21 protein-coding genes and 1 pseudogene are annotated in these 23212 nt (G+C 72.7%); 6 read left to right on the top strand and 16 right to left on the bottom strand.

Features of this window, described 5'->3' with window-relative positions:
• Positions 1–29: 29 nt before the first annotated feature.
• Positions 30–1208: an FAD-dependent monooxygenase gene (locus ACH4B3_RS25060; protein ID WP_398466255.1), complete on the bottom strand. Its 1179-nt coding sequence runs from the start codon at positions 1206–1208 to the stop codon at positions 30–32.
• Positions 1209–1284: 76 nt separating this feature from the next.
• Between ACH4B3_RS25060 and ACH4B3_RS25055 the strand changes: the two genes are divergently transcribed.
• Positions 1285–1920 carry a TetR/AcrR family transcriptional regulator gene (locus ACH4B3_RS25055; RefSeq protein WP_398466253.1) on the top strand — a complete coding sequence of 212 codons (636 nt, stop codon included), beginning with the start codon at positions 1285–1287 and terminating at the stop codon, positions 1918–1920.
• Between the two features lie 20 nt (positions 1921–1940).
• Positions 1941–2438 (top strand): DinB family protein, encoded by a 498-nt coding sequence (locus tag ACH4B3_RS25050; RefSeq protein ID WP_398466251.1) that lies wholly within the window; start codon positions 1941–1943, stop codon positions 2436–2438.
• A 104-nt stretch (positions 2439–2542) separates the two neighbouring features.
• Here the strand turns inward: ACH4B3_RS25050 and ACH4B3_RS25045 are convergent, their stop codons facing one another.
• Together ACH4B3_RS25045 and ACH4B3_RS25040 are read right to left on the bottom strand one after the other, a co-directional pair.
• Entirely contained in the window at positions 2543–3070 is a 528-nt protein-coding gene (locus ACH4B3_RS25045) for a hypothetical protein (protein WP_398466249.1), read from the bottom strand.
• Positions 3071–3152: 82 nt separating this feature from the next.
• Positions 3153–4205 (bottom strand): helix-turn-helix transcriptional regulator, encoded by a 1053-nt coding sequence (locus ACH4B3_RS25040; RefSeq protein ID WP_398466247.1) that lies wholly within the window; start codon positions 4203–4205, stop codon positions 3153–3155.
• A 173-nt stretch (positions 4206–4378) separates the two neighbouring features.
• Here ACH4B3_RS25040 and ACH4B3_RS25035 point away from each other — a divergent pair, with 173 nt between their 5' ends.
• Positions 4379–4786: a DUF3224 domain-containing protein gene (locus ACH4B3_RS25035; protein WP_398466245.1), complete on the top strand. Its 408-nt coding sequence runs from the start codon at positions 4379–4381 to the stop codon at positions 4784–4786.
• Between the two features lie 17 nt (positions 4787–4803).
• Here ACH4B3_RS25035 and ung read toward each other — a convergent pair whose 3' ends face one another.
• The 6 genes and pseudogenes from ung to ACH4B3_RS25005 form a co-directional block, all read right to left on the bottom strand.
• Entirely contained in the window at positions 4804–5484 is a 681-nt protein-coding gene (gene ung / locus ACH4B3_RS25030) for a uracil-DNA glycosylase (RefSeq protein WP_398466243.1), read from the bottom strand.
• A gap of 145 nt (positions 5485–5629) precedes the next feature.
• Positions 5630–6394, bottom strand: coding sequence for an SDR family oxidoreductase (locus ACH4B3_RS25025; RefSeq protein WP_398466241.1), 765 nt, complete (start codon positions 6392–6394; stop codon positions 5630–5632).
• Positions 6395–6409: 15 nt separating this feature from the next.
• Entirely contained in the window at positions 6410–7171 is a 762-nt protein-coding gene (gene fabG / locus ACH4B3_RS25020) for a 3-oxoacyl-ACP reductase FabG (RefSeq protein WP_398466239.1), read from the bottom strand.
• Between the two features lie 264 nt (positions 7172–7435).
• Positions 7436–7831 carry a DUF3037 domain-containing protein gene (locus ACH4B3_RS25015; RefSeq protein ID WP_398466237.1) on the bottom strand — a complete coding sequence of 132 codons (396 nt, stop codon included), beginning with the start codon at positions 7829–7831 and terminating at the stop codon, positions 7436–7438.
• Positions 7828–8652 carry a HipA family kinase gene (locus tag ACH4B3_RS25010; RefSeq protein ID WP_398466235.1) on the bottom strand — a complete coding sequence of 275 codons (825 nt, stop codon included), beginning with the start codon at positions 8650–8652 and terminating at the stop codon, positions 7828–7830. The genes ACH4B3_RS25015 and ACH4B3_RS25010 overlap by 4 nt, the downstream gene beginning before the upstream one ends.
• Positions 8653–9065: 413 nt before the next feature.
• Positions 9066–9234: pseudogene (locus tag ACH4B3_RS25005) on the bottom strand (flavoprotein); the annotation flags it as partial.
• 228 nt (positions 9235–9462) lie between these two features.
• On the opposite strand from ACH4B3_RS25005, the gene ACH4B3_RS25000 reads away from it, so the two are divergent.
• Positions 9463–9852, top strand: a complete 390-nt coding sequence (locus ACH4B3_RS25000) for a thiol-disulfide oxidoreductase DCC family protein (protein ID WP_398466233.1) — start codon at positions 9463–9465, stop codon at positions 9850–9852.
• An 18-nt stretch (positions 9853–9870) separates the two neighbouring features.
• On the opposite strand, the gene ACH4B3_RS24995 is transcribed toward ACH4B3_RS25000, so the two are convergent.
• Genes ACH4B3_RS24995 through ACH4B3_RS24985 form a run of 3 tightly spaced genes read right to left on the bottom strand, consistent with a single transcriptional unit; the run spans position 9871 to position 11899 of the window.
• Positions 9871–10026: a hypothetical protein gene (locus ACH4B3_RS24995; RefSeq protein ID WP_398466484.1), complete on the bottom strand. Its 156-nt coding sequence runs from the start codon at positions 10024–10026 to the stop codon at positions 9871–9873.
• Positions 10027–10070: 44 nt separating this feature from the next.
• On the bottom strand, positions 10071–11345 hold the full coding sequence (locus tag ACH4B3_RS24990) for an MFS transporter (RefSeq protein WP_398466471.1): 1275 nt from the start codon (positions 11343–11345) through the stop codon (positions 10071–10073).
• Between the two features lie 17 nt (positions 11346–11362).
• Positions 11363–11899, bottom strand: a complete 537-nt coding sequence (locus tag ACH4B3_RS24985; RefSeq protein WP_398466232.1) for an ArsR/SmtB family transcription factor — start codon at positions 11897–11899, stop codon at positions 11363–11365.
• A 709-nt stretch (positions 11900–12608) separates the two neighbouring features.
• Here ACH4B3_RS24985 and ACH4B3_RS24980 point away from each other — a divergent pair.
• Positions 12609–13238, top strand: a complete 630-nt coding sequence (locus ACH4B3_RS24980) for a hypothetical protein (protein ID WP_398466230.1) — start codon at positions 12609–12611, stop codon at positions 13236–13238.
• Between the two features lie 65 nt (positions 13239–13303).
• Here the strand turns inward: ACH4B3_RS24980 and ACH4B3_RS24975 are convergent, their stop codons facing one another.
• The 3 genes from ACH4B3_RS24975 to ACH4B3_RS24965 are packed head-to-tail and all read right to left on the bottom strand — an operon-like array spanning position 13304 to position 18065.
• The gene (locus ACH4B3_RS24975; protein ID WP_398466228.1) at positions 13304–14650 is read right to left on the bottom strand and encodes an MFS transporter; all 1347 of its coding nucleotides are present in this window, start codon (positions 14648–14650) and stop codon (positions 13304–13306) included.
• Positions 14647–16659: a PEP/pyruvate-binding domain-containing protein gene (locus ACH4B3_RS24970; protein ID WP_398466226.1), complete on the bottom strand. Its 2013-nt coding sequence runs from the start codon at positions 16657–16659 to the stop codon at positions 14647–14649. Before ACH4B3_RS24970 ends, ACH4B3_RS24975 begins: the two co-directional genes overlap by 4 nt.
• Entirely contained in the window at positions 16656–18065 is a 1410-nt protein-coding gene (locus tag ACH4B3_RS24965) for an acetyl-CoA carboxylase biotin carboxylase subunit family protein (protein ID WP_398466224.1), read from the bottom strand. Before ACH4B3_RS24965 ends, ACH4B3_RS24970 begins: the two co-directional genes overlap by 4 nt.
• Before the next feature lie 377 nt (positions 18066–18442).
• Here ACH4B3_RS24965 and ACH4B3_RS24960 point away from each other — a divergent pair, with 377 nt between their 5' ends.
• On the top strand, positions 18443–19720 hold the full coding sequence (locus ACH4B3_RS24960) for a PAS domain S-box protein (RefSeq protein WP_398466222.1): 1278 nt from the start codon (positions 18443–18445) through the stop codon (positions 19718–19720).
• 51 nt (positions 19721–19771) lie between these two features.
• Here ACH4B3_RS24960 and ACH4B3_RS24955 read toward each other — a convergent pair whose 3' ends face one another.
• On the bottom strand, positions 19772–23098 hold the full coding sequence (locus ACH4B3_RS24955; RefSeq protein WP_398466220.1) for an ABC transporter substrate-binding protein: 3327 nt from the start codon (positions 23096–23098) through the stop codon (positions 19772–19774).
• Between the last annotated feature and the right edge of the window lie 114 nt (positions 23099–23212).

Genomic DNA, 23212 nt, shown 5'->3' with positions numbered 1-23212 from the left:
GAACCGGCCGCGGCGGGTTGCCACGGTGTTCAGGCAGCATACGGGTGGGTCGGCGGGCGCCAGTCGGCGATGCCGTCGAGGGCCCGCAGGCCGAGGCCGGGGGCGAGGAGTCCGGCGGCGGTGAGGACGGTGTTCCGCAGGGCCACGCCGGGGCGGCTGCCGAGCGTGCTGAGGCGGGCGGCCCGGGCGGAGCGGCGGGTCACGTCGGTGGTCCGGGGCAGCCGGTCGCGGGTGTAGGCGGCGAGCGCGTCGGGGACGGTGGCGCCGGGGGCCGCCAGCCGGTGGGCGAGGACGACGGCGTCCTCGACCGCCTGGTTTCCGCCCTGGCCGAGGCTGGGCGGCATGGCGTGCGCGGCGTCGCCGAGCAGCGCGGTGCGCCCGCGGTGGTAGGCGGGCAGCGGGACCGCCATGGTGTGGACGTCGTGGCGCAGGACGGTGGCGGGGTCGGCGGCGGCGAGGATGTCGGGGACCGGGTGGTGCCAGTCGCCGAAGCGGCGCAGCAGTTCGGCGCGTTCGTCGGGGGCGCGTCCGCCGGCCGGGACCACGGCGCCGGCGTAGGCGTAGACCCGTCCGTCCTTGAGCGGCTGGCTGCCCCACATCATGCCGCGGCCCCAGGTCTCGTGGGGGGCGAAGGGCCGGTCGGGGCCGGGCACGACCATGCGCCAGGTGGTGAATCCGGCGTAGGCGGGCTGGGGGTGGCCGGGGAACAGGGCCCGGCGCGCCGGGGAGGCGATGCCGTCGGCGGCGACGACGAGGTCGGCGCCGATCTCTCCGGTCGGGGTGGTGACCAGGGCGGGGCGTCCGGTGCCGCCGGCCTCGGCCGGGGTGGCGGGGCTGCCGGTGCGCAAGGTACCGGCGGGCAGCCGGGACAGCAGCAGGTCGATCAGTGTGGCGCGGTGCAGCAGGACCAGGGGGCCGCCGAAGCGCCGGGCGGCGGCCCGGCTGTCGGTGCGGGAGAGCCACCGTCCGCCGGGGGCGCGTACCCCGCCGTCGCCCTGCCAGGCGCTGAGCGCCCGGATGTCGTCGCCCAGGCCGATGGTGTCCAGGGCGCGCAGCGCGTTGGGGGCCAGCGCGATGCCGGCGCCCACCGGTGCGAGGGCGGCGGCGCGCTCCAGGACGGTGACGGTCCAGCCCTGGTGGTGCAGGGCCGCGGCGGCGGTCAGTCCGCCGATACCGGCTCCGATGACGACGGCGTGGTGCTGTTCCATGACCCCTCCCGGGAAACTACATCCGTAGTGACAAGTACGTTACTACAGCTGTAGTGACGCCAGTAGATTGGGGTCCATGAACGCCGCACGAACCGGCCGCGCCGACAGCGCGGCCCGCGCCCGACTCATCGCCGACACCGCGATCGACCTGCTCGCCTCCCGGGGGCTGCGCGGGCTGACCCACCGCGCCGTGGACGAGGCCGCCGGGCTGCCGCAGGGTTCGACCTCCAACCACGCGCGCACCCGCGCGGCCCTGCTGACCGCCGCGGTGCGCCGGCTCGCCGAGCGCGAGGGCCAGGTGCTCGGGCCCGCCCGGCTCCCCGGCCCCGGCGCGGGGCCCCGGGAGCTGGCGGAGGCCGTCGCCACCGCCCTGCACCGCAGCCTCACCACCCAGCGCCCGCTGCTCCTCGCCCGGTACGAGCTGGCGCTGGAGGCGACCCGGCGACCGGAGCTCCGGGAGATCTACGACACCGCCGGCGCCACCTTCCGCGAACCCCTGGTCGGGATGTTGCGCGCGGCCGGGTCCCCCGCCCCGGAACGGCACGCGATGGCGCTGGTCGCCTGGTGCGACGGCGTCCTGTTCTCGTGCTCGGCGGGCCAGTACCACGCCGTGACGCCGACCGTGGCGGAGCTCGGCGCCAGCCTCACCGAACTGCTGGGCGGCATGCTGCCCGCCCGACGGGGCGGGAAATCGGATGGTGGAGCGGGGTAGCCGCTTGCCATGATCGCGCCATGACGACGACACGCGACTACCCGCCGCTGCAGAGCGATGAGCGCACGATGCTGGAGAGCTGGCTGGACTTCCACCGCGCCACCCTCGCGCTGAAGTGCGAGGGACTGGACGACGCCCGGCTGCGGGAGCGGTCGGCGCCCCCGTCCACCCTCTCGCTGCTCGGTCTGGTGCGGCACCTGGCGGAGGTCGAACGTGCCTGGTTCCGCCGGGTGCTTGCCGGCGAGGACGTGCCCCGGATCCACGGCGAGGGGAAACGGGACGGCGACTTCGACCTGACCGAGGAGGCCACCGGGGAGGAGGCCTTCGCCACCTGGCACGCGGAGGTGGCCCTCGCCCGCGAGATCGCCGCCCGCCACTCGCTGGACGACACCGGTGAGCGGGGCGGCCGGCAGGTCAGCCTGCGCTGGATCTATGTGCACATGATCGAGGAGTACGCGCGCCACAACGGCCACGCCGACCTGCTCCGGGAACGGATCGACGGCGTCACCGGGGACTGACGCCCCGTCCGGCGCCTCCGGTCCGGCCCGCGCCGGCCGCCGGGGGCAGGCTCCGGGGGCGGCCGCCGGGGGCGGGCTCCGGCCACCGGCCGGAGCCCGGGGGCTCATGCCTGCGGGCCGGCCTCCTCCCCCGGCGCCGCCCCCCACCGCGCCTCCCCGTCCGCCGGTGTGTCCAGCCGCAGCCCGAGCCGGGCGATGGCGGCGCGGACCCCGTCGCCGTAGGCGTCCTCCGCCAGCGCCCCGCAGGCCGCCCGGGCCAGCTCCAGCTGCCCGCGGGCCGCCTCCGGCCGGCCGAGCTTCAGATAGTCGGCGGCGAGGTTGAGATGGAGCGAGGGGTAGAACCCGCGCACCGCCACCCGTGCGGCGCGCCCCGGGGCGCCGGCCACCGCGTCCGCCGCCGCCAGCGCGATCCGGTCCCACATCAGCTCGTCCGCCGGATCGTCCTGGGTGTCGGCGAGGTAGTGCGCCAGGGTGCAGCGGTGGTACGGGTCGCCGTCCGCGCCGATCTCCTCCCACAGCCCGGCCAGGCGGTTCCGGGCCTCCTCCCGGTCCCCGCCCTGGTGCAGCATGACGGCCTGCCCGATCCTGGTCATCACGGCGTCGTCCGCCGCCTCCTGCCACGCTGGTGACATCACCGGCTCCCGTCGTGTCGGTCTCGCGTGTCCACCGTGCCGCCGACGCTAGCCCCCGCCACCGGTGATCCCGCTCAGGCGCTCATACGCCGCCGGCGGTCGAGGCGTAGCGCTGCGCCAGCTCGGTGACGGCGCGGGCGACCCCCTGCCGCAGTTCGGGCGGTCCGAGCACCTCCGCGTCGGTGCCCAGCCGCAGCATGTCGTCGACCGCCACCGGCAGCGACTCCACCGGCAGGGTCACCAAGCACCGGCCGTCCTCGTCCGGCTCGCCGGCCGCCGCGGCCGCCCGCGCCCCGACCGCGCCGAACTTGGCCGGCAGCAGCCGCATCCCCCGGGGGGAGAGCAGCAGCCGCGCCTCGCCCTTGAAGCGCATCTCCTCCAGCGCCCGGGACGAGGCGTCCCAGTAGCCGGCCAGGTCGAACCCGGGCGGCCGCCGGAAGGTCCCGGTCAGTTCCTCGGCGCCGCGGATGCGCGACACCCGGTAGGTGCGGACCCCGGCGTCCGCTTCCGCGCTCCCCCCGGCCGCCCCGGGGCCGGCCGGGGCGGTGCGGGGTTCCGCGTCCCCGCCGGCGGCCCGCGCCACCACGTACCAGAGGCCGCCCTTGAGCACCAGGCCGAGCGGGTGCAGCTCGCGCTCCACCGTCTCCCCCCTGGCCCGCTCGTACCGCACCCGCAGCGCCCGCTGCCGCCACACCGCGCCGGCCACCGTCAGCAGCCGGGGCACCGGGTCGGCCTCCCGGAACCAGGCGGGCGCGTCCAGGTGGAACCGCTCCTGCACCAGCCTCGCCTGTTCACCGAGCGGTTCCGGCAGCGCCGCCTGAAGCTTCAGCTGCGCGAGGGACAGCTGGGAGCCCATGCCCAGCTCGGCCGCGGCCACCGGTATGCCGGCCAGGAAGAGGGAGACGGCCTCGTCGCCGGTGAGCCCGGTCAGCCGGGTGCGGTACCCCTCCAACAGCCGGTAGCCGCCCGCCGGGCCGCGGTCGGCGATGACCGGGACGCCGGACGCGCTCAGCGCCTCGACGTCCCGGTAGACCGTGCGGACCGAGACCTCCAGCTCCGCGGCGAGCTCCGGCGCGGTCAGCCGGCCCCGGTTCTGGAGCAGCAGGAGCAGGGCGAGCAGACGGTCGGCGCGCACCGGAACCCCCTTTCCCAGTCGGCCGGCAGCTACCTGACAGAGGGTGTCAGGTATGCCGGGCAGTGTTCCTCCCGCGGCCGGGACGGCCCGGCCGCCCGCCGCCCCGCGCGACCGCCCGGAGGCGGTCCGCCGGCCGCCGCGGGCGGCCACCCCACGAGCAGGAGGACCCACGCATGACCACGCACACCGCCGGCACCTTCACCTACACCGACTGGGACGAGACCACCGTCGGCCGGAACCCGGACGGCGCGCGGCTGGCCCGCGCCACGGTGTCGAACGTCTTCTCCGGCGGGATCGCGGCGGAGCGCACCTCCTGCGTCTACTCGATCACCTACCTCACCGAGAAGACCGGCGTCTGCCGCGGCCACGAACTGCTGAACGGCACCCTCGACGGCCGCCGCGGCGGCTTCGTGATCGACCAGTACGCGACGTTCGGGGAGGACGGCACGGTGCACTGCACCTTCGAGGTCGTCGCCGGTTCCGGCACCGGCGAACTGACCGGTCTCACCGGCACCGGACGCTACACCGCGGTACCCGGCGAGACGGCCGTCCCCTACACCCTCGACTACACCGTGGGGTGAACCCCGCGGGGTACCGCTCAGACGCCGAGGTCCGGGATCCGCCAGTCGATCGGCTGGTGGCCCTGGGCCGCGACCGCCTCGTCGATCTGCGTGAACGGCCGGGAGCCGAAGAACTTCTTCGCCGACAGCGGGGAGGGGTGGGCCCCCTTGACGACCACATGGCGGGTCTCGTCGATCAACGGCAGCTTCTTCTGCGCGTAGTTGCCCCACAGCACGAACACCGCCGGGTCCGGCCGGGCGGCCACCGCGTGGATCACCGCGTCGGTGAACTTCTCCCAGCCCTTGTTCTTGTGGGAGTTCGCCTCGCCGCCGCGGACCGTGAGCACCGCGTTGAGCAGCAGCACGCCCTGCCGGGCCCACGGCATCAGATAGCCGTTGTCCGGGACCGGGTGGCCGAGCTCCTGGTGCATCTCCTTGTAGATGTTCCGCAGCGACGGCGGAGTCCGCACCCCCGGCCGCACCGAGAAGCACAGCCCGTGCCCCTGCCCCTCGCCGTGGTACGGGTCCTGACCGAGGATCAGCACCTTGACCTGGTCGTACGGGGTGGCGTCGAGCGCGGCGAACACCTCCTCGCGCGGCGGGTACACCGGGCCCTTCGCCCGCTCCTCCTCGACGAACTCGGTGAGCTCCTTGAAGTAGGGCTTGTCCAGTTCGGCGCCGAGGACGGCCTGCCAGGACTCGGGCAGCATGTCGGTCACTTGGGTGTTCCTCCGGTCGGTACGGGCGTGACAGGAAGAACGTACCGGCGGCCACCGACAGCGCCGCCGGGCGGGGCGGGCGGTGGGGGGCGTCCCGCGGTGCCGGACCGGGGGAATCCGGCACCACGGGGGCTGGGGTGGCGCCTCAGGCGCCCACGCCGGCGTTGAGGAAGAGACCGCCGTCGATCACCAGGGTCTGACCGGTCATCCACGCCGAGGCGTCGGAGGTGAGGAAGGCGGCGGCGCCGCCGATGTCCTCCGGCAGGCCCAGCCGGCCGAGCGGGTAGGCCGCGGCCGCCTCCGCCTCCCGGTTCTCGTACAGCGCCTTCGCGAATTTGGTCTTCACCACGCCGGGGGCGATGGCGTTGACCCGCACCCGGGGCGCGAACTCGTGCGCGAGCTGCTCGGTGAGGCTGATCATCGCGGCCTTGCTCACCCCGTAGGCGCCGACGAACGGCGACGGGGCGAGTCCGGCGATCGAGGCGATGCCGACGATCGTGCCGCCGTGGTCCCGCTGCCAGGCGGCCCAGGTGCGCTGCGCGAAGCCGAGCGCGGAGACGACGTTGATCTCGAAGACCTTGCGCGCCACCGCGAGGTCGAGCTCGGCGAGCGGCCCGAAGACCGGGTTCGTCCCGGCGTTGTTGACCAGGTGGTCGATGCGACCGAACGCCTCCATGGTGCGTTCCACCGCGTGCGCCTGGTGCGCCTCGTCGTGGGCCTTGCCCGGCACCCCGATGGCCCGGTCCGCGCCGAGCCGGTCGACGGCCTCCGCGAGGGCGTCCGCGTTTCGGCCGGTGATGCAGACCCGGTCGCCGCGGGCGACCAGCGCCTCGGCGATGCCGTAGCCGATACCGCGGCTGGCGCCAGTGATCAGTGCGACCTTGCCGGTCCCGGTGTCCTGTGCGTTCATGGCTCGTCGCTCCCGTCAGTCGAGCGGGCCGCCGGCCACGTACAGGACCTGGCCGGAGACGAACCCGGCCGCGTCGCCCGTGAAGAAGGCGATGGCGTTGGCGATGTCGGCCGGCTCGCCGACCCGCTGCACCGGGATCTGGGTGGCGGCCGCGGCCTTGAAGTCCTCGAAGCCCATGCCGACCCGGGCGGCGGTGGCCGCGGTCATGTCGGTGGCGATGAAGCCGGGGGCGACCGCGTTGGCGGTGACGCCGAACTTGCCGAGCTCGATCGCGAGGGTCTTGGTGAAGCCCTGCAGACCGGCCTTGACGGCGGAGTAGTTGGCCTGGCCGCGGTTGCCCAGCGCGGAGCTGCTGGAGAGGTTGACGATCCGGCCGAACCCGGCGTCCACCATGTGCTTCTGACAGGCCCGCGCCATCAGGAAGGCGCCCCGCAGATGGACTGCGACGACCGTGTCCCAGTCGCTGTCGCTCATCTTGAACAGCAGGTTGTCGCGGAGCACGCCGGCGTTGTTGACCAGGATGGTCGGCGCGCCGAGTTCCTCGGCGACCCGGGCGACCGCGGCCGCCACCTGGTCGGAGTCGGAGACGTCGGCCCCGACGGCGACGGCCTTGCCGCCCGCCTTGGTGATCTGCTCCACGGTGTCCGCGCAGGCCGCCTCGTCGAGGTCGAGTACGGCGACGGCACGGCCCTCGGCGGCCAGCCGCACAGCGGTGGCCGCGCCGATCCCGCGGGCCGCGCCCGTCACGATGGCGACGCGCTGCTCGGTGGTGGACATGCGGGTTCTCCTCGCCTCGGTAGCGGCTCACCCCGTCCGGACGGCGAGGATGAGCAACCGCTTAGTCGCTTCAGCAGGGAGACGCTAGAAGCCACACCACCGCATGTCAACGCCGTACCCCGGCAGGCCCGGCCGGGCGGACCACGGCCATCACCCGCCGGGACCGGACCGGAGGGCCACGTGAGGACGCCGGACCGCCCGCCGACGGACGACCGGGGGCACCCCGGGGCACCCCCGGTCCGGCCCCGGGACCCGCACCCCGGCTCAGCGCACCAGCAGGTCGAGCAGCCGTTCGACCTCTGCCTCCGGGTCCGTGGTCAGCCCGGTGTGCACGGGCCCGGGCTGGACGACCGTGCTGCGCGGCGCCACCAGCCAGCGGAACCGGCGCCCGGCGTCGTCGGCGGCCGCCTGGCCGGCGGCCTCGCCGCCGAGGCACACGCCCTCGACCGCGTGCAGCGCGGCCCGCACCCCGGACACGTCCACGGTGGCGTCCAGGGCCAGCAGCCGGGCCTCGTCCAGGTGGGTGCGGGCGGCCACGAAGGACGTCGCCCGGCAGTAGACGACGACGCCGGCGTTGATCTGCTCGCCGCGCTCCACCCGCGGGACGACGCGCAGCAGCGCGTACTCGAAGACGTTGCGTCCGTTGTGCAGTCCGCTCACTTCACTGCCTTCCGCCGCGGCCGTCCGGTGAGCCACTCGGGCGCCCGCGAGGCGGTGTCCCCGGTCCGTTCGCCGACGGTGATCCGGTCACTGATCACCGCGGCCCGCTCCGCCAGCACCTCGGCATAGGTGCGGCGCAGCGCGTCCGGACCGTCGAAGCCCGGCTCGTCCGCCAGCCATTCGTCCGGTACGTCCGCGACGACCTCGGCCAGCAGTTCCTCGGTGACCAGCGGCGCCAGCTCGGCGGCCGCCGCGGCGACATCGGGAGCGAAGGAGGCGAGCACGTGGTCGGAGGCGTCGTACGGCTTGCCGGCGGCGGCCCTGGCGCCGCGCCAGCTGTGGTGCCAGATCATGGTGGCCCCGTGGTCGATGAGCCACAGCTGCCCGTGCCAGACCAACATGTTGGGGTTGCGCCAGGACCGGTCGACGTTGTTGATCAACGCGTCGAACCAGATCACCCGGCCCGCCTCGGCCGCGCCGACCTCGAAGGCCAGCGGGTCGAAACCGAGGGAGCCCGGCAGGTAGTCCATCCCGAGATTGAGGCCGCCGCTGGCCTTGATCAGGTCCTGGACCTCCTCGTCCGGCTCACCCAGGCCGATCACCGGATCGAGCTGCATCAGCGCCAGCTCGGGGACGCGCAGGCCCAGCCTGCGGCCGAGCTGTCCGCAGATGACCTCGGCGACCAGGGTCTTCCGGCCCTGTCCGGCACCGGTGAACTTCATGACGTACGTGCCGAGATCGTCGGCCTCGACGATGCCGGGGAGCGAGCCGCCCTCACGCAAGGGCGTGACATAGCGAGTCGCCGTGACTTCGGTCAACATTTTCCCAGGCTATCCGACTGGATGCCCTTACAATCCATGATTCCCTCCGGGCCCACACAAGCTGGAGGATCCGCCACGGTCAGCCGGCCCCCGGGAGAACCGGCCCCCGGGAGAATCCGGGGAGTTTCGACCAGCATGGCGATTCCCCTCGCTCTCCAGCAGCCCGTCAATGCCGGTGCGCCCCGTGCTTACGGCCTCCGGCGTGAGGCGAGCATGCTAGCCGAGCGTGACAGGCGGGAGGGGTGCCGAGCTACGGCGCCAGAGGGACCACGGACCAACCCGCCTCCAGCATGATCCAGGCGTAGGCGTGCCGCAGCACACGGAAGCCATTCCCCGGGACCTCGGCGACACGACCCGTCTCCACACACCGGCCGCTCGGCAGGCCAACTCTCCCAAGGCAGCTTTTACTGTGACCGCACCCGGTGCCCGGTCAACTGCTCCAGTTGGGGCATCCGGTCCGCCCACCACCGGGCAGCGGACGGAGTGAGGATGAGGCAGGTCCCACCCTGCGGCCTGTGCGGTGCGTACGCCGACGTCGATGTGCTGGGTGGGGCCGGCGGCGCACGCGATGAGGTAAAGCACTCTGGTCGTGCCCGGAGTCCCCAGCGTCGCGCCGGCGGCCCCCGCAACCGTGCGCTGGGCACGGGAGTCGCTCCCACCAGGTCTTTGACCACCAACGACGGTCTGCCGTCCCCGTTGGCCCTGTTCACGAGAACCGGTTCTGGCACAGCTTCCGTGCTCGATGACGCTCCGTGGCCCGTATTCGTCGGCGGATCGAACACCCTGCGGTAGGCGCGGCATGATGCGGTCATGCGGAATCAGCCTGTACTCGTTTTTGATGGAGATTGCGGGTTTTGCTCCACGTCGGTGAGGTTCGCTGAGCGACGCCTGCAGCCTCGTTGCGAGGCCATTGCTTGGCAGTTCGCGGACTTGGAAGCTCTTGGTGTCACCTCAACGCGAGCCGAGTATGAAGTTCTGTGGGTGACTCCCAGAGGTGTGGTGTACGGAGGCGCCCAGGCAGTTGCGAAGGCGCTGTTGAGCGCGGGCGGAGGGTGGGCACTGGTGGGTGCGTTGCTCATGCTGCCTCCCATGCGGTGGGCTGCCCACGGTGTGTACCGACTCGTCGCAAACAATCGTCACCGCATGCCAGGAGGCACCGCGGCATGTGCTCTGCCCAACCGTCGATCGGTCGGCTTGTAGCCGAACCTCCCAGCACCGTCAGGACAGCAGGACACGTTTGCGGAGCAGGGCGAAACCTGCGCGGCCGAACATCTGGCGCTTGAGCATCTTGATCCTGTTGACATGGCCTTCGACGACGCCCGAGTTCCAGGGCAGGGTGAGGCCAGCCATGACAGCGTCACGGTCGAATCGCACTGCTTGAGCCTCGCGACATCGTTGTGACACCTTCGCGGCAGGTGTCACAACACCTCGGGTGCACTCTCCCGGGCGGGATCCTTGGATGTCGGATGATCCGGACCGCCGGCCGGGGCGGCGGCACGCAGGGCCGCTTCGACCCGGCGGTTGCTGGTCATGGATGCCGTGACAGTCGTCATCGCCAGGAGGAGGACGGCGGCGGCGTAGAGCGGGGTACGGACGTCGTAGGTGGTGGCCAGCCAGCCGCCGAGGAAGGCTCCCATGGGGGCGGCGCACATGGCCAGCATGCGGGAGGTGGAGGCGACCCGGCCCATGAGGTGGGCCGGGACGATCGCCTGCCGGAGGGAGGGCCCGAGCACCATCGTGGCGCCCATGCCAGCCCCGCAGACGGCGAGCGCCAGCCCGGCTACGTACGGGTTCGGGGCAGCGGCCAGGCCGAGGATGGCAAGCCCCTCGACAGCGGCCGTGCACGTCAGTGCGGTGCCGGTGCCGAGTCGCCGGCCAAGGTGGGAGGCGATGCCTGCACCCAGCAGGCCGCCGATGGCCTCCGCCGTGAGGAGCAGGCCGAAGCCGTAGGTGCCGATGCCGAGGCGGTCGTGCGCGAAGAGGGCGAGGACGGTCTCCACAGCGAGGAAGGCGACGTTCCCGACCGCGGGACGGAGCGCGAGCCCGAGCAGCAACCGGTCCCGGAAGACGTACGACGCCCCTGCCCGCGCCTGCCGAAGCAGCGACTCGCGGACCTCCGGCACGGGCCGGGGCATGGCGGGCAGCGTGCGTACGAGCAGTGCGGAGAGCAGGAACGACACCGCGTCGGCGAGCAGCGGAACCGCCCGCCCGAGCGCGAGCAGCGCACTGCCCGCAGGCGGCCCCGCGAAGCCGGACATAGCGGTCTGGGCGCCGCGCAAGCGAGAGTTGGCGCGCTCCAGCAGTGCGGGGTCGCGGCCGAGCAGATCCGGCAGATAGGCCGTGGCGGCCGTATCGAAGAAGAGTCCACCGAGGCCGAGCAGGAAGGCGACGGCCGCGAGCAGCGGAACACTCAGCATGCCGAGCGCGGCCGCTGCCGCCGGTATCGCAAGCAGCACCGCACGCGCCGCGTCCACGACCCACATCGTGCGCCTGCGGTCCCAGCGGTCCACCAGCGCACCGCCGAGCACCCCGAAGAGCAGCCACGGCAGCGTTCCGGCGGCCGTGACGACGGCGAGCGCCATCGGATCCCGCGTCAACGTCAAGGCGATCAGCGGCAGCGCGGCATGCGACACCCCGTCACCGAGTGAGGACACCGTCTGAGCCGTCCACAGCCGTCCGAACCCCGCCGGCAACATCCGACCGCCTGTGGTCACTTGGCGCCTCCCTCGGCCTGCTCGCGCGGAGCCGGGTGAAACAGTGCGAAGACGAGTGACGCGTCCGGCAACGACGGATCGGACAGCTCCCGGTACTCGTCGGCCAGTGCCTGCAGCCGCGCACCCAGCTCCGCGAACTGCTCCTCGGTGAGCCGCAGATGCGCCATCCGTACGTGCCGCTCATCCACCGGCGACGCCTCCAGGTCCGCCACCGCATGCCGCATCAGCACATCCGGCCCTCCCTCGCCCGGATCCGGCAGCACGATCGCCCGCGCGGCCATCGCGTAGTACCGCTCGGTGACACCCCGCACCTTCCGCGTCCGTACCACCTTCACCAAGCCGGCCCGCTCCAGCAGCCGCACGTGATAGCTGGAACTCCCCTTCGCAAGGCCCACCCGCTCGGCGATCTGCGTGATCGTCGCCGGCTCGAAACGGAGCACGGCCATGATCCGGTGGCGCGTGAGGTTGGAGACGGCGCGCAGCTGCTCGTCCGTGGTGACGTGAAACGTCTCGGGAAGATCATCGGTAGGCATGCGAGTAATGGTCAACAACTCTTGACCATTGCGCAAGGGGTTTTCGCGCGATCCTCCAGGTCCGCTGTCCGGCGCGCGAGACCTTCTGACAAAGCCCCCCACCCGCTGCCGATCCCCCCAGGCAGCGCCTTGCCTGTGCAGGTGGGCGACGTAACGCCACAGGAGGAAGGGGTAGCGGCGGCGAGCGCTCGTGAGCTCGCCGCCTTTGGACTCGACGTCGGGGATCGGGGCGAGGTCCTGCGGGGAGTGGCGGCCCGCACACACTCACCCTGTCCCGCGTCCGGCGCGGGATCAGGAACCTCCGCACGACGACAGGTTCGCCAGCCGGTGCACCGAAACCCACCAGAGGCCCCGGACGCCCGCCGGGCGCGAAGAACCGGCGACCCGCAGGGTCCCGATGGCTGAGCCAGGTGCCGGGCGTGGACCTCCGATGACGCGTGACGGCTGGTGGCACCCTGTGTCGGCTCCTGGGCCCGGCTCCGCTCCCGGGTCGGTGCTCTGGTCACCGGTGAGATCGCACTGGTCCTTGTCCCCAGCGAGCCATCGCGGTTGCCGTAGTTCCGCGTGGGATCTGAGGGATAGGAGTGGCTCGTGAAGGGAAGCTCTCTCGAGCGCGGGGGTCCACAGGGGTGCCCTGTGCATGCGATTGTCAAGCACCTGACATGGGGCCCATCCGTGTGATGCGCCGAAGAGAGAGGCACTGACCGCCATGACCAGACCCCCCACCCGTGGCTTCCGCCGTACCGGTCTCGCCCTTCTGGGCGCTGCGGTGGCGTCGGCCACGCTGGGCACCTCGGCGAGCGCGGCCGTGCCGCGGGACACCTCCGCTTCGACCGGGGCGTGGACGGCAGCCGCGCGCGGTTGCGCCGTCGTCTATTTCGATCTGGGCGAGACCCTGGTGCACACGGACGAGGACTCCCGTATCGGCTACATGCCCGGTGCGGCCGCCTATCTGCGTACGCTGCGGGAGCGGCATATCAAGGTCGGGCTGATCACCAATGTGCCCTCCTCCTGGGGCGAGACGGACGCCGAGCGTGCCGCCACCCTGAAGAAGGAGATCGACGGCTCCTGGAAGGGCTCCACCCCGTTCGCCTGGGCGGACTTCGGCGACCGTATCCTCACCCCGCGCACCGAGGCGGAGCGCAAGCCGGCGCCCGTCCTCTGGGAGCGCGCCAAGGCGCAGACGAAGGGCTGCCGGCTCGTCTACGAGGGGGAGACGGCCAAGGAGACCGACATGGCGGCCTCGCTCGGTTACGTGTCATACCAGACGGGACTGCCCCGTCACCCCGCCTACCTCCCGGCCGGCGTGATCGAATGGCTGGCGCACAGCTCCCGCTGACACGCCTGCACGACGTGCCGCACGCCCGCTCCCGCACCTGAGGAGGGCGCGGGAGCGGGCCCGTCCTACACGAGGGTCTTGGAGTGCGCTTCCGAGGTCTGCGGCTCCGCCTCCTCCTTGGGACCGCGCCGCGCCGTCTGGGCACGCACCACCAGTTGGAACGCGCCGATCAGCACGGCGGTCGCCAGGGCGCTGTGCCAGAGCAGGGCGTCCAGGCGTCCGGCGGAGAGGTAGGCGCCCACGGCGACGGCCGCCAGGGCGCACACCGCGCGGTCCACGATCGACTCGACCGACAGGAGCGTCGCCCGCGGGGCGTGGGCGGGCACGGCGTCGTTGACCAGCTTGCGCTGGATCGGGTACGCGAATCCGGCGGCGGCGGCGAACAGGCAGAGCAGGACGACGACCGTCCAGGGCCCGCCGAGCGTGACGCCCGCCAGGGTGGCCGCGAGGGCGAGGCTCAGGACGGACACCCAGGCCACCGGGGACAGACGGCGGCCGAGCCACTGGGGGCGCGCCGAGCCCACGGCCTCCGCCACCGTCATGGCGGCGAGCACCCCGCCGTGCGAGGCCTCGCTGATGCCGTGGTCGAGCAGGATCGGCTGGAAGAGGTTGACCTGGCAGATCCTGGACAGGGTGAACACGGCCACGCCCTGCACCATCACCAGGACCAGCCACGGCGAGGAGGCGAGGCAGCGCAGCGCGGTCCTCGCCTCGCCCAGCGAACTGCCGCGCCCGCGCTTGGCGGCCCGGCCCTCTCCTGTGCGGCCCGGCGCGTCCGTGCGCTGCGCCCCGGCGAGGACGGCCGCGCGGGGCAGGGCCACGACGCAGGCCAGGGAGCCTGCCGCGCTCACGGCGCTCAGGATGTACGGGGCGGCATGGGCGAGGGCCATCAGCGGACCGACCAGCGGCCAGCACACGACCTTCGCGGCCAGTCCGAGCGCCCGGGCCGTGCCCTCCGCCTTCAGGTAGTGCTCTCCGCACCCCTCGGCACGCAGCCCGTCGTACAGGTAGGCGCTGGCCGCTCCCGAGGTGAGCGAGCGGCCGGCGGCGATGGCGAGGAAGTGGACGAGGAAACCGGTGTACGAGGCGCTGAAGACCGGGGCGAGGTTCGCCGCCGTCATCACGACGGCGCCGGCCCGCAGGCAGTTGCGGGTGCCGATGCGGTCGGCGATCAGCCCGGTCGGGACCTCGAAGAGGCAGAAGGCCACGTAGTAGATGCTCTGGATGCCGAAGATCTGCCCGTCGGAGAGTCCGGCGTCCTTCTGGTAGGCGTAGAACACCGGCATCCACCACAGCAGGTTGAACAGGAGCTGGAAGCCGTAGTTGAGCCGGATGATGCGACGGGCGGTGCCTGTCAGGGGGGTGCCGGTGGGCCGTGGCGTGGCCGCGGGGCGCGGGAGAGGGGGGCTCACAGCGCGTAGGGGCGGATCTGGACCAAGCGGAAGCCGCCCTGGTCGGTCAGCAGCCACTCGATGTCCAAGGGGCCGTCCACCTCGGGCGTGCTGAAGTGGGACTGCAGCAGCCGCCCGGTCAGGGACAGGTCCGCGAGCCGGGCCCGGGTGGCGGCGGGCAGTCCCTCGCCCGAGGTGCCGAGGGCGACGGTGCGCCCACCGCCCTCGACCGTGTTGTAGAGGTACTGCTGCGGAAGGATCTCGCCATCGACGACCTGTTCGGGCGACCCCGGCGAGCAGTTGAGGTAGACGTTGCGGAAGTCCTCGCGCCGCGTCGGGTTGCAGGTCACCAGGACGCCGCCGAGCGCGGCCGGGACGTACACCTGGATGATCACGCCCATGTACGTCTCGTCCAGGGAGATGCCCACCTGGTGACGCAGCCGTACGCTGCGCGGGGAGAGCAGCGAGGCCCACACCTGCCGCACGGCGTCGAGGAGTTCGCCGGTGCCGCGCACGGAGGTGATGGAGTCGTAGACGCCGGCCGCGGAGAAGCCCGGGAGGTCTTCGGCGTTGGAGGACGACCGCACCACGAGCCGGCCGCCCGCGGTGAGCGGGGGGTGGCAGGACCGCGTGATCTCCTGGGCGACCAGGTCGGGCATCGGGGTGTGCCGGATCAGGTGCTGGAGTTGCAGGCAGAGCGAGTCGAGCACGTCGGTGGCGTCGAGTTCGAGCGCCATCTTCAGCTTGCCGATGCCCTGTTGGAGCGCGGGAGAGGAGGTGAGGAAGCGGTGCATGAGGGAGAACGGCAGGGCGACACCCTCGGGGGCCTCGACGGTGTCGGCCACGAAGGAGGCCGCGGCCGCGCGGAGTTCCACGGCGGAGGGCTCGTGCAGGCCGAGCCGGGCCGCGAGGTGCCCGTACAGGTTCTCCCGCGGCGGGCGGGGGCGGCCGTAGAACGCGGTGAGATCGGCCGTGCGGCTGTCGAGCACGTGGTGCAGTTCCCCGAGGTTGGCCGCCTTGGTGCCGTAGCGGTCCCGGTCGGCGCTGCGCAGCCGGTGCAGGGAGAGGACGGGCGCGTCCTCCAGGAACGGCGGTTCCAGCCGGATGCGCTGCTGGTGCCAGGCCGGGGCCCGCAGGTCCGGGACCTCTTCCATCCGCTCCAGGACGATCTCGTCCTCGCACACCCGGTAGTGGACCCAGGCGCCGTCCAGACCGTCCTTCTCGACGAGCTGTTCCAGGTCGCGGACGATCGCGTTGGGGATGCCCCACCCGGAGGCGAGGACGTTGGTGTGGGAGAGCGGCGTGATGGGCGTGGTGTTGATGAATCCGGCCACTCTCTGCACGTGGTCCGGCAGGCAGGGCATGGCGACGATGTCCGACCAGCCGAGCCCGCCTGCCGCCGCCTCGTACTCCTCCACGGTCCGGAAGTGGTGCAGCCGGCCCGTCGCCTCCCCGGGGTTGAGCGGCGTGCGGGTCCTGGTGCCGAAGAGCTGGTGGCTGAGAATGCGCGGCACCCGCTGCTCGCCGACGGTGGCGAGTGCCTCTTCCTGGCCGTGGTTGGCCGGCTTGAGCAGGAGCGGCAGCCTGCCGTCGACGCGCTCGCGGACGAAGGAGTAGAAGAACTCCAGCAGCTCCCCGCCCATGGTGTCGGCCTCGGTCGTCTCCAGCACGAGGAAGGTGCGCTCGCGGCCCTCCGCGTCCTCGTCGGTGTGCAGGGAGAGCACTCCGAGCAGGAAGCGGCGCTCGGGGTCCATGTAGACGGACGCGTTGAACTCGTCCAGCCTGGCGTCGAGTTCGGCCAGGTCCATGCCGAGGACATGGGTGGCTATGTAGTTGACGTGGAAGGGGTGCGCGGCCGTGTCCAGCAGGTGCCAGGTGGTCTCGGCCCGGTCGACGACGACCTTGAGGTACGAGTGGCCGGCCAGCACCCCGGACAGCGTGCGGAACAGCGGCAGCGACAGGTTCTCGCCGACGACCGTCCGGTCGGTCGCGGGTTCCGCGACCCCGGTGGGGAGAAGGGCGGTGCTCATGCGGGGGCTCCCTCGGGCTGCGGCGCGGCGGAGACGGCGTGCGCTGCGGCGTACCCGGCAGGCGGTAACACCGCGGGCAGCGCGTCGATCAGCGTGGTGAAGTCGCGCAGCACGGTGCGCGCGTCGGGGGCCGAGAGCAGGCACAGGGCCGCCATGGTGTTGGCCCCGCCGACGGGGTCGTAGACCGGCACGGCGCTGCCGTCCGGCAGCGAACTCTCCGGTACCACCGACAGCGTGCTGCCCGCGCTCAGCGCGACGGTCTCCCGCACCGTGGGAAAGTCCCACACCCGGCTGTCCCGCCAGCCCTCACCGTGGCCGTCCACCGCGAGGACCACGAGGGAACCCGCGGCGCCTCGTGCCTGCTCGGGGCCGAGGGCGCGCTCGGGCCAGTCCACCGGGCGACCCAGGAAGTGGTCCACGAGCATGCCGACGAGGTCGAGCCCGAAGACCTCCTCGATCTGCGGAACGGTCATCGCGCCGCCGAGCCGGGCGGCCGTCTCGATCAGCCACATGCGCCCGTCGGCGCCGAGCTTGATCTCGGTGTGCGTGCCGCAGTCGCGCAGGCCGAGGGCGTCGACGGCGTCCCGGGCCAGGGCCACGACGCGGTCCTGGAGGTCCGCGGGAAGCAACGCGGGGGTGATGCTGGCCCGCTCGGTGAACGGCTCGATCGTCGGCATCCGGCCGCTGACACAGACCGGGCGGAAGACGCCGTCCGCCACGACGCCCTCGACGCTGACGTAGTCACCCCAGCCGGGCTCGTCGAACCACCCCGCGGCCTCGCCGGTCACGATCTCCTCGACCACGTAGTGCGCGTCGGCCTCGGCCACGTGCAGTTCGGCGAAGCCCAGCTGGGCGGACTCGGCCATCATCGCGCGCGAGCGCCGCCAGGCGGCGTCGGCTTCCTGCGGGGAGCCGATGATCTGGTGGGCGGTGGAGCCCGCGCTCCAGGCCGCCTTGAGCAGCATGGGGACGGGCAGGGTGGCGGCGGCCTTGTGGAGGTCCGTCTGCGTGACGACGGGGTGGAAGGCGGGTTGCGGCAGGCCGTGCCGATGCCAGGTCTGCCGCATCCGCCGCTTGTCGCGGGCGAGTGCGACGGAGCCTCCCGCCCCGGGCAGGCCGAGCGCCTCACACGCCTCGGCGACGGCCACGACCGCGTACTCGGAGAAGGTGAGAACGGCGTCCGCGCCCACGGCCTTCGCCCGCGAGACGATCAGCGCGACCAGGTCGGACTGCTCCGCTTCGGTCGGCCTGATGACCGAAGCGCACAGACCGCTCACGGACGCGGCGCCCGTGGGCGGAAGCGCGCTGAGCGCCAGCAGGTGCACTTCCGCTCTCGCCGCCGCCCGGGCCAGGACGTGGCCGAGCGGCGGACCGCCCTTGGCGTGCACCAACAGCACTGTGCTCACTGAAGTTCGTCTCCTCATAGCTTGTCCTGTCCGGGGCGCCGAGCAGTGGCTCGGCCCCGCTGCACGGCCAGTCGGCCGGCTCAACCGGATAACCGGGAGCAACCCGCGTAGAACCGGCGGGCACTGGCTGCGTACTCAAGAGAACCAGACGGTGGACCCCGGATCCGGCACGAGAGATGCCCGTGAGGTCAGGCAAATGCCTGAGTAGCAGACCCCGTTGATCGACGAGGTGGGTTCCGGGGCCGCATACGGTGAGTTGCGCGGGGGCGCTCACGCGCCGCAGTCGGCCGATAACCGAGCATGGGTGCGGCCGGCCCGGGATAGTCATCGCAAGGTCGCCTTCCGCCACCCGGCGGTAACGTGATGGAAAGGCAGTTGTGGACGATTCCGGTGTCAGAGCACTCCTGGAGTACCTCCCCGCGTTCTGGTGGGAGACCGACGAGCAGTCGCGCGTGGCGGAGTGGGGCGGCGGTGCCTTCGCCGACCTTCCCACCGCGCAGCGCTTCCTCGACCGCGCGCGCCAGGAGATGTCCACTCCGGGACACCCCCTCGAAGAGGGCCACCGCCTGACCCACTTCGACGGCCGGACCTTCCAGGTGCGTTGGCCCCCGGGCAAGAGCCCGGAGCACGGCCGCAACCGCGGGCTCGCGGTGGAGACCGGCGCGCTGCCCGCGGGCGGCCGCCGGTCCGCCGCCTTCGCGGAGTTCGCCGACTTCGCCCCGGCCGCGGCTTTCCTCCGCGACCGCGACGGCCGATACTTATGGGCCAACCATTCCTACGCCCACCTCTACGGCACCACACCGGATCGGATCGTCGGCAGCCGGATAGAGGACCTCGACACCCCCTCTGACGCCGCCCAGTTCCGCGCCCTGGACCAGGAGACACTCAGCCGGGGCAAGCCGGTGCGCCACCAGCTGAGATATCACCGCGCGGACGGCAGCACGGGGCAGGCGGCCGGCCACCGCTTCCCCATCCAGGAGGGCGGCCAGACCTACGTGGCCGGAATCTATGTGGACATCACCGAGCACGCTCGGGCGATGGACCAGCGCCGAGAGGCCGAGGAGAACCTCAAGGCACTGCGCGATCACAGCGGCCTGCCCTGCGCACTGCTCTCGGTCGGCGGCCGGATCGAACAGGCGGGCACGGCCACCGCCGAACTGTTCCGGACGCGCCTGTCCGACCTCATCGGCCGCCGCGCCCACACCCTGCTCGCCGCCACGCCCGACCTCCGCCCGCTGCGCCTCACCTGGGAGGGGCTGATCACCCGCCGCATCAGGCGGGCGGAGACCTCCGCCGTGCTCCTCGACGCCCAGGGGCGCCAGCGCCGCACGAGGCTCCACCTGACCACGGTGAGCGGGCCGGCCGGCCGCGTCGCGCACGTGTGGGTCGTCGTCACCCACCAGGGCATCGCCCACGAGGCCCACCCACCGCTCACCGCCGCGCAGAACCGCATACTGTCCCTCCTCGCGGGAGGCAGCACCAACGGGGAGATCGCCGCCTCGCTGGGGCTCTCCCGGCAGACGGTCGACTACCACCTCAGCCGGCTCCGGGACCTGCTGGGCGCCGCGACCAGGCCCGCCCTCGTCGCACGCGCCTACGTCCTGGGGATCCTCGGCCCGCGCGCCTGGCCCCCGCGCCCGGCCACGGTTTCGTGATCGACCGCGGGTGCGGAGGGGAACCCCGCGGCCCTCGAACGCCCGCGGGGTTCAGCCCGTGCCGCCCCTGACGCCGACCGCCTGGAGATCGACCATGCCGTAGGTCCGGCTGACGTACACATTGGTGAGGCGGGGGTTGCGGTAGTTGAGGGTCTTCAGGGCGGCGACCGGAAGGTAGTAGGCGCCGTCGGTGAGTTTGTGGTTGAGGGTGCGGTAGACCTCGGTCACCTTCTCGGGGTCGGTCTCCGCCGTCGCCTGGTCGAACAGGGCGTTGATCTCCGGATCGTCGACCTGGGCGCGGTTGGTGTTGCCGCTCGGGTGGATCAGGCGGCCGTCGGCCAGCGGTTGCAGGAACCCGGATCCCTGGGGGAAGTCGGACACCCAGCCGGCCATGATGAGGCCGTAGCCCTTGTCCTTGACCTCGCTGGGGCTGCCGACGATGTCGATGTACGTGGCGAAGTCCGCCTGTTCGATCTCGACCTTGATGCCCGCGGCCTTCAGGGACTGCCGCAGCGCCTCGGCGGAGGCCACGTCCTTGGGCCTGCCGTTGCTCACGACGAGCTTGGTGTCGAAGCCGTTCGGGCGTCCGCACCGAGCGAGTTCCTCCTTGGCCCGCGCGATCCGGGACTTGCCCGCGGTGAGGTCGAAGGGGTCGTAGTCATCGCTGCCCGGAATGGTCGGGGGCAGTAGGTTGCCCTGGCGGGAGCCCGCGGTCGCACCGCCCTGCGCGGTCTGGAGGTCGGCGGTGTCGGCCGCGTACAGGACGGCCTTGCGGCAGTGCTCGTTGTCGAAGGGGGCCACTTTGGACACCATCGCGACGTTTCGAACATTTCCCGAGAACGGGGCATCCGCGTTGGCCTTCAGCTTCGGGTCGGCCAGGAGCTTGGCGGAGGCTTGCGGGGGCAGGCCGGACTGCGAGGCGTCCAGGTCGACGGTGCCTGCCAGGAGCTGTGCGGCCACCTCGTCGGGGGCGGAGACGGTCAGCTCGACGCGGTCGGGCAGCGCCCTGCGCACCGGGTCGGTCGCCGGGTTCCAGTGGGGGTTGCGCACCAGGACGAGCTTCTCGCCCGGGCTGTACGAGTCGAACCGGTACGGCCCCGACGCGACGGGCTTCGAGCCGTAACGTTCCCGGGTGTCCTTGGACTTGGGCACGGGGGCGGTCGCACCCAGGGCCAGCAGGTGCGGGAACCGCGAGTCGGGCGCCTTGAGACGGAACACGAGCGTCCGGTCGTCCGGCACCTCGACCGAGGACAGGCCCTTGCCGCCGCTGTCCTGGTACGGGCCCCGGTACTTCTGCCCTTGATCCAGCAGTTCCTTGAAATAGGTGGGACCGCCGGTGAGGACCTCCACCGCGAAGGTCCGTTCGATCGCGTACTTGATGTCGCTGGAGGTGATGGGCGTGCCGTCCTCGAACTTCAGCCCGGACCTGATCCTGACGGTGTACGTCTTTCCGTCGGGCGACACCTCGGGCCGCGCCTCGGCCAGGTCCGGGACAAGCTCAAGGCCCTTCGCGCCGGGCTTGGCGTCGTAGGTGAGCAGTGTGCGGCTGTAGAGGCGCTGCATGTTCCAGACCCAGCCGTAGTAGGCGCGGGCCGGGTCCCAGGAGTCCGCATCGCCCGCGGTCGCGAGCCGGAGCGTGCCGCCCTTCTTCGAGGAGGGGTTGACCACCTTGTCGACGGCGGCGTCGAAGCCGGTGGCGGAGGTGGTGTCGTCGTCGGGCGGGCTCGGTTCTCTGCCCCGTTGGCCGGTGCTGTTGTTCTTGTCCTCCTTTCCCAGGTTGACGACGAGGGCGGTGATGCCGCCGCCGACCAAGGCCACCGCGGCGGCGATCGCGACGATGCGGCGGGACCAGGCCCGGCCACCGGGGCGAGCGGCGGGGCGGCCGGGGGCGGTCGTGGAAGAGGCGGGCGCCCACGGGGAGACGACGGCCGGCTCCTCACCTGGATGGTACGGAGACGTCGTGGCGACCACCGGGCCGAAGGTCATGGCCGGACTCGGCTCCGGCGCCTGCTCCGGCGTCCGATCCGGTGCCCGCGCCGGTACGGGCGGCGAGGTCGGCGGCAGCGGCGGGGGCAGCAGTGGGACGGCCGGCGATGGGGCGGGCGAGGCCGGGGTGGCGGGCGTGTCGGAGGCCGGCATGGCGGGCGCGGCGAGGGCCGGGGTGGCGGAGGCGGGTGTGACGGGCGTGCCGGGTGGTGCGACGCGTGGGGCGGGCGTCTCGGAAGACGGCGTGACAGGCGGGGCGGGCGACGTGGCAGGGCTCGGCGCGGCGGTCGAGGCAGAGGCCGCCGACCTGATGGGCGGTGCGGGCGTGTCGAAGGCCGGTGTGTCGGGCGGGGCGGGCGTGGTGGAGGCCGGCGTGGGCTCTCCGGCCAGGGAGTCCCGGGGGTCGGGTGGCGTGGGAGCCGACCCGGCGCCGTTCTGCGTGCCGGCGCCCTCGGCGCCGTCCGTACCGCCCGGAGTGTCCGCCTGCGTGGGATCGGAACCGGTCGGGCCGGTGACCGCCGAGGCCACCGCCTCCGGCAGCCAGGCGGTCTCCTTGGGCAGTCCGCCCCCATAGGTCTGGCCGCCCGACTCGCCGAGCAACCGGGCAAATTTCGCCAGGAGTTCGGGCACTGTGGGCCGGTCGCCGGGGTCCTTCTCCAGGCACCGGCCGACGAAGTCGGTGTCGGCGGGCAGCCTGTGGAGGTCGGGGGCCTCGTACACGGCGCGGAAGTTCACCGAGTGCGCCGATCCGGTGCCGAACGGCGGCGCACCCGTACCGGCGAAGGCGAGGACCGCGCCGAGGGAGAACACATCACTGGCGGGGCCGACCCGGTGTCCCGTCAGCTGCTCGGGCGACATGAAGCCGGGTGTGCCGATCACCGTGCCCGTCCGGGTGAGGACGCTCGCCTCCGCGGCGATGGAGATGCCGAAGTCGATGACGCGCGGACCGTCGGCGGCGATCAGCACGTTCGACGGCTTCAGGTCCCGGTGGATCAACCCCGTGGCATGAATCGCCTCCAGCGCCTCGACCAGGCCGGCGCCCAGCACCAGCAACGACCGCCTGGGCCAGGCCCCGTGGGCTCGGACCGCCGCGTCGAGCGGTAGGCCGGGGACGTAGGCGGTGGCGAGCCAGGCGGGGGATCCCTCGGGGTCGGCATCGACGACCGCCGCGGTGAAGAACCCGTTCACCCGCCGGGCCGCCTCGACTTCCCGGGCGAACCGGCGCCGGAAGTCCGGGTCCTCGGCGAGTTCGGCGCGCACCACCTTCACGGCGACCTTGCGGCCGCTGGTGGAGCGGCCCAGGTACACCCGGCCCATGCCGCCCGCGCCGAGGCGCGCGAGGATCCGGTAGCGCCCCACCTGCCGCGGGTCTGCGGCGCCCAGCTCTTCCAACGTCCCCCCAGCCGTGAACCCGCCTCCGGCGATCCCAGCTCCGGCGATCGCCCGGGGACGATTACATCAGACCCTGGTGGACCGTCAACTTTCGGCTGGCGGAACGCGGTTGCG

The organism is Streptomyces sp. NPDC018031, from assembly GCF_044327625.1.
In the GTDB taxonomy this organism is placed as follows: Bacteria; Actinomycetota; Actinomycetes; order Streptomycetales; family Streptomycetaceae; genus Streptomyces.
The sequence above is the reverse complement of the archived record's forward strand: the minus strand, read 5'-3'. Positions and strand labels throughout refer to the sequence as shown.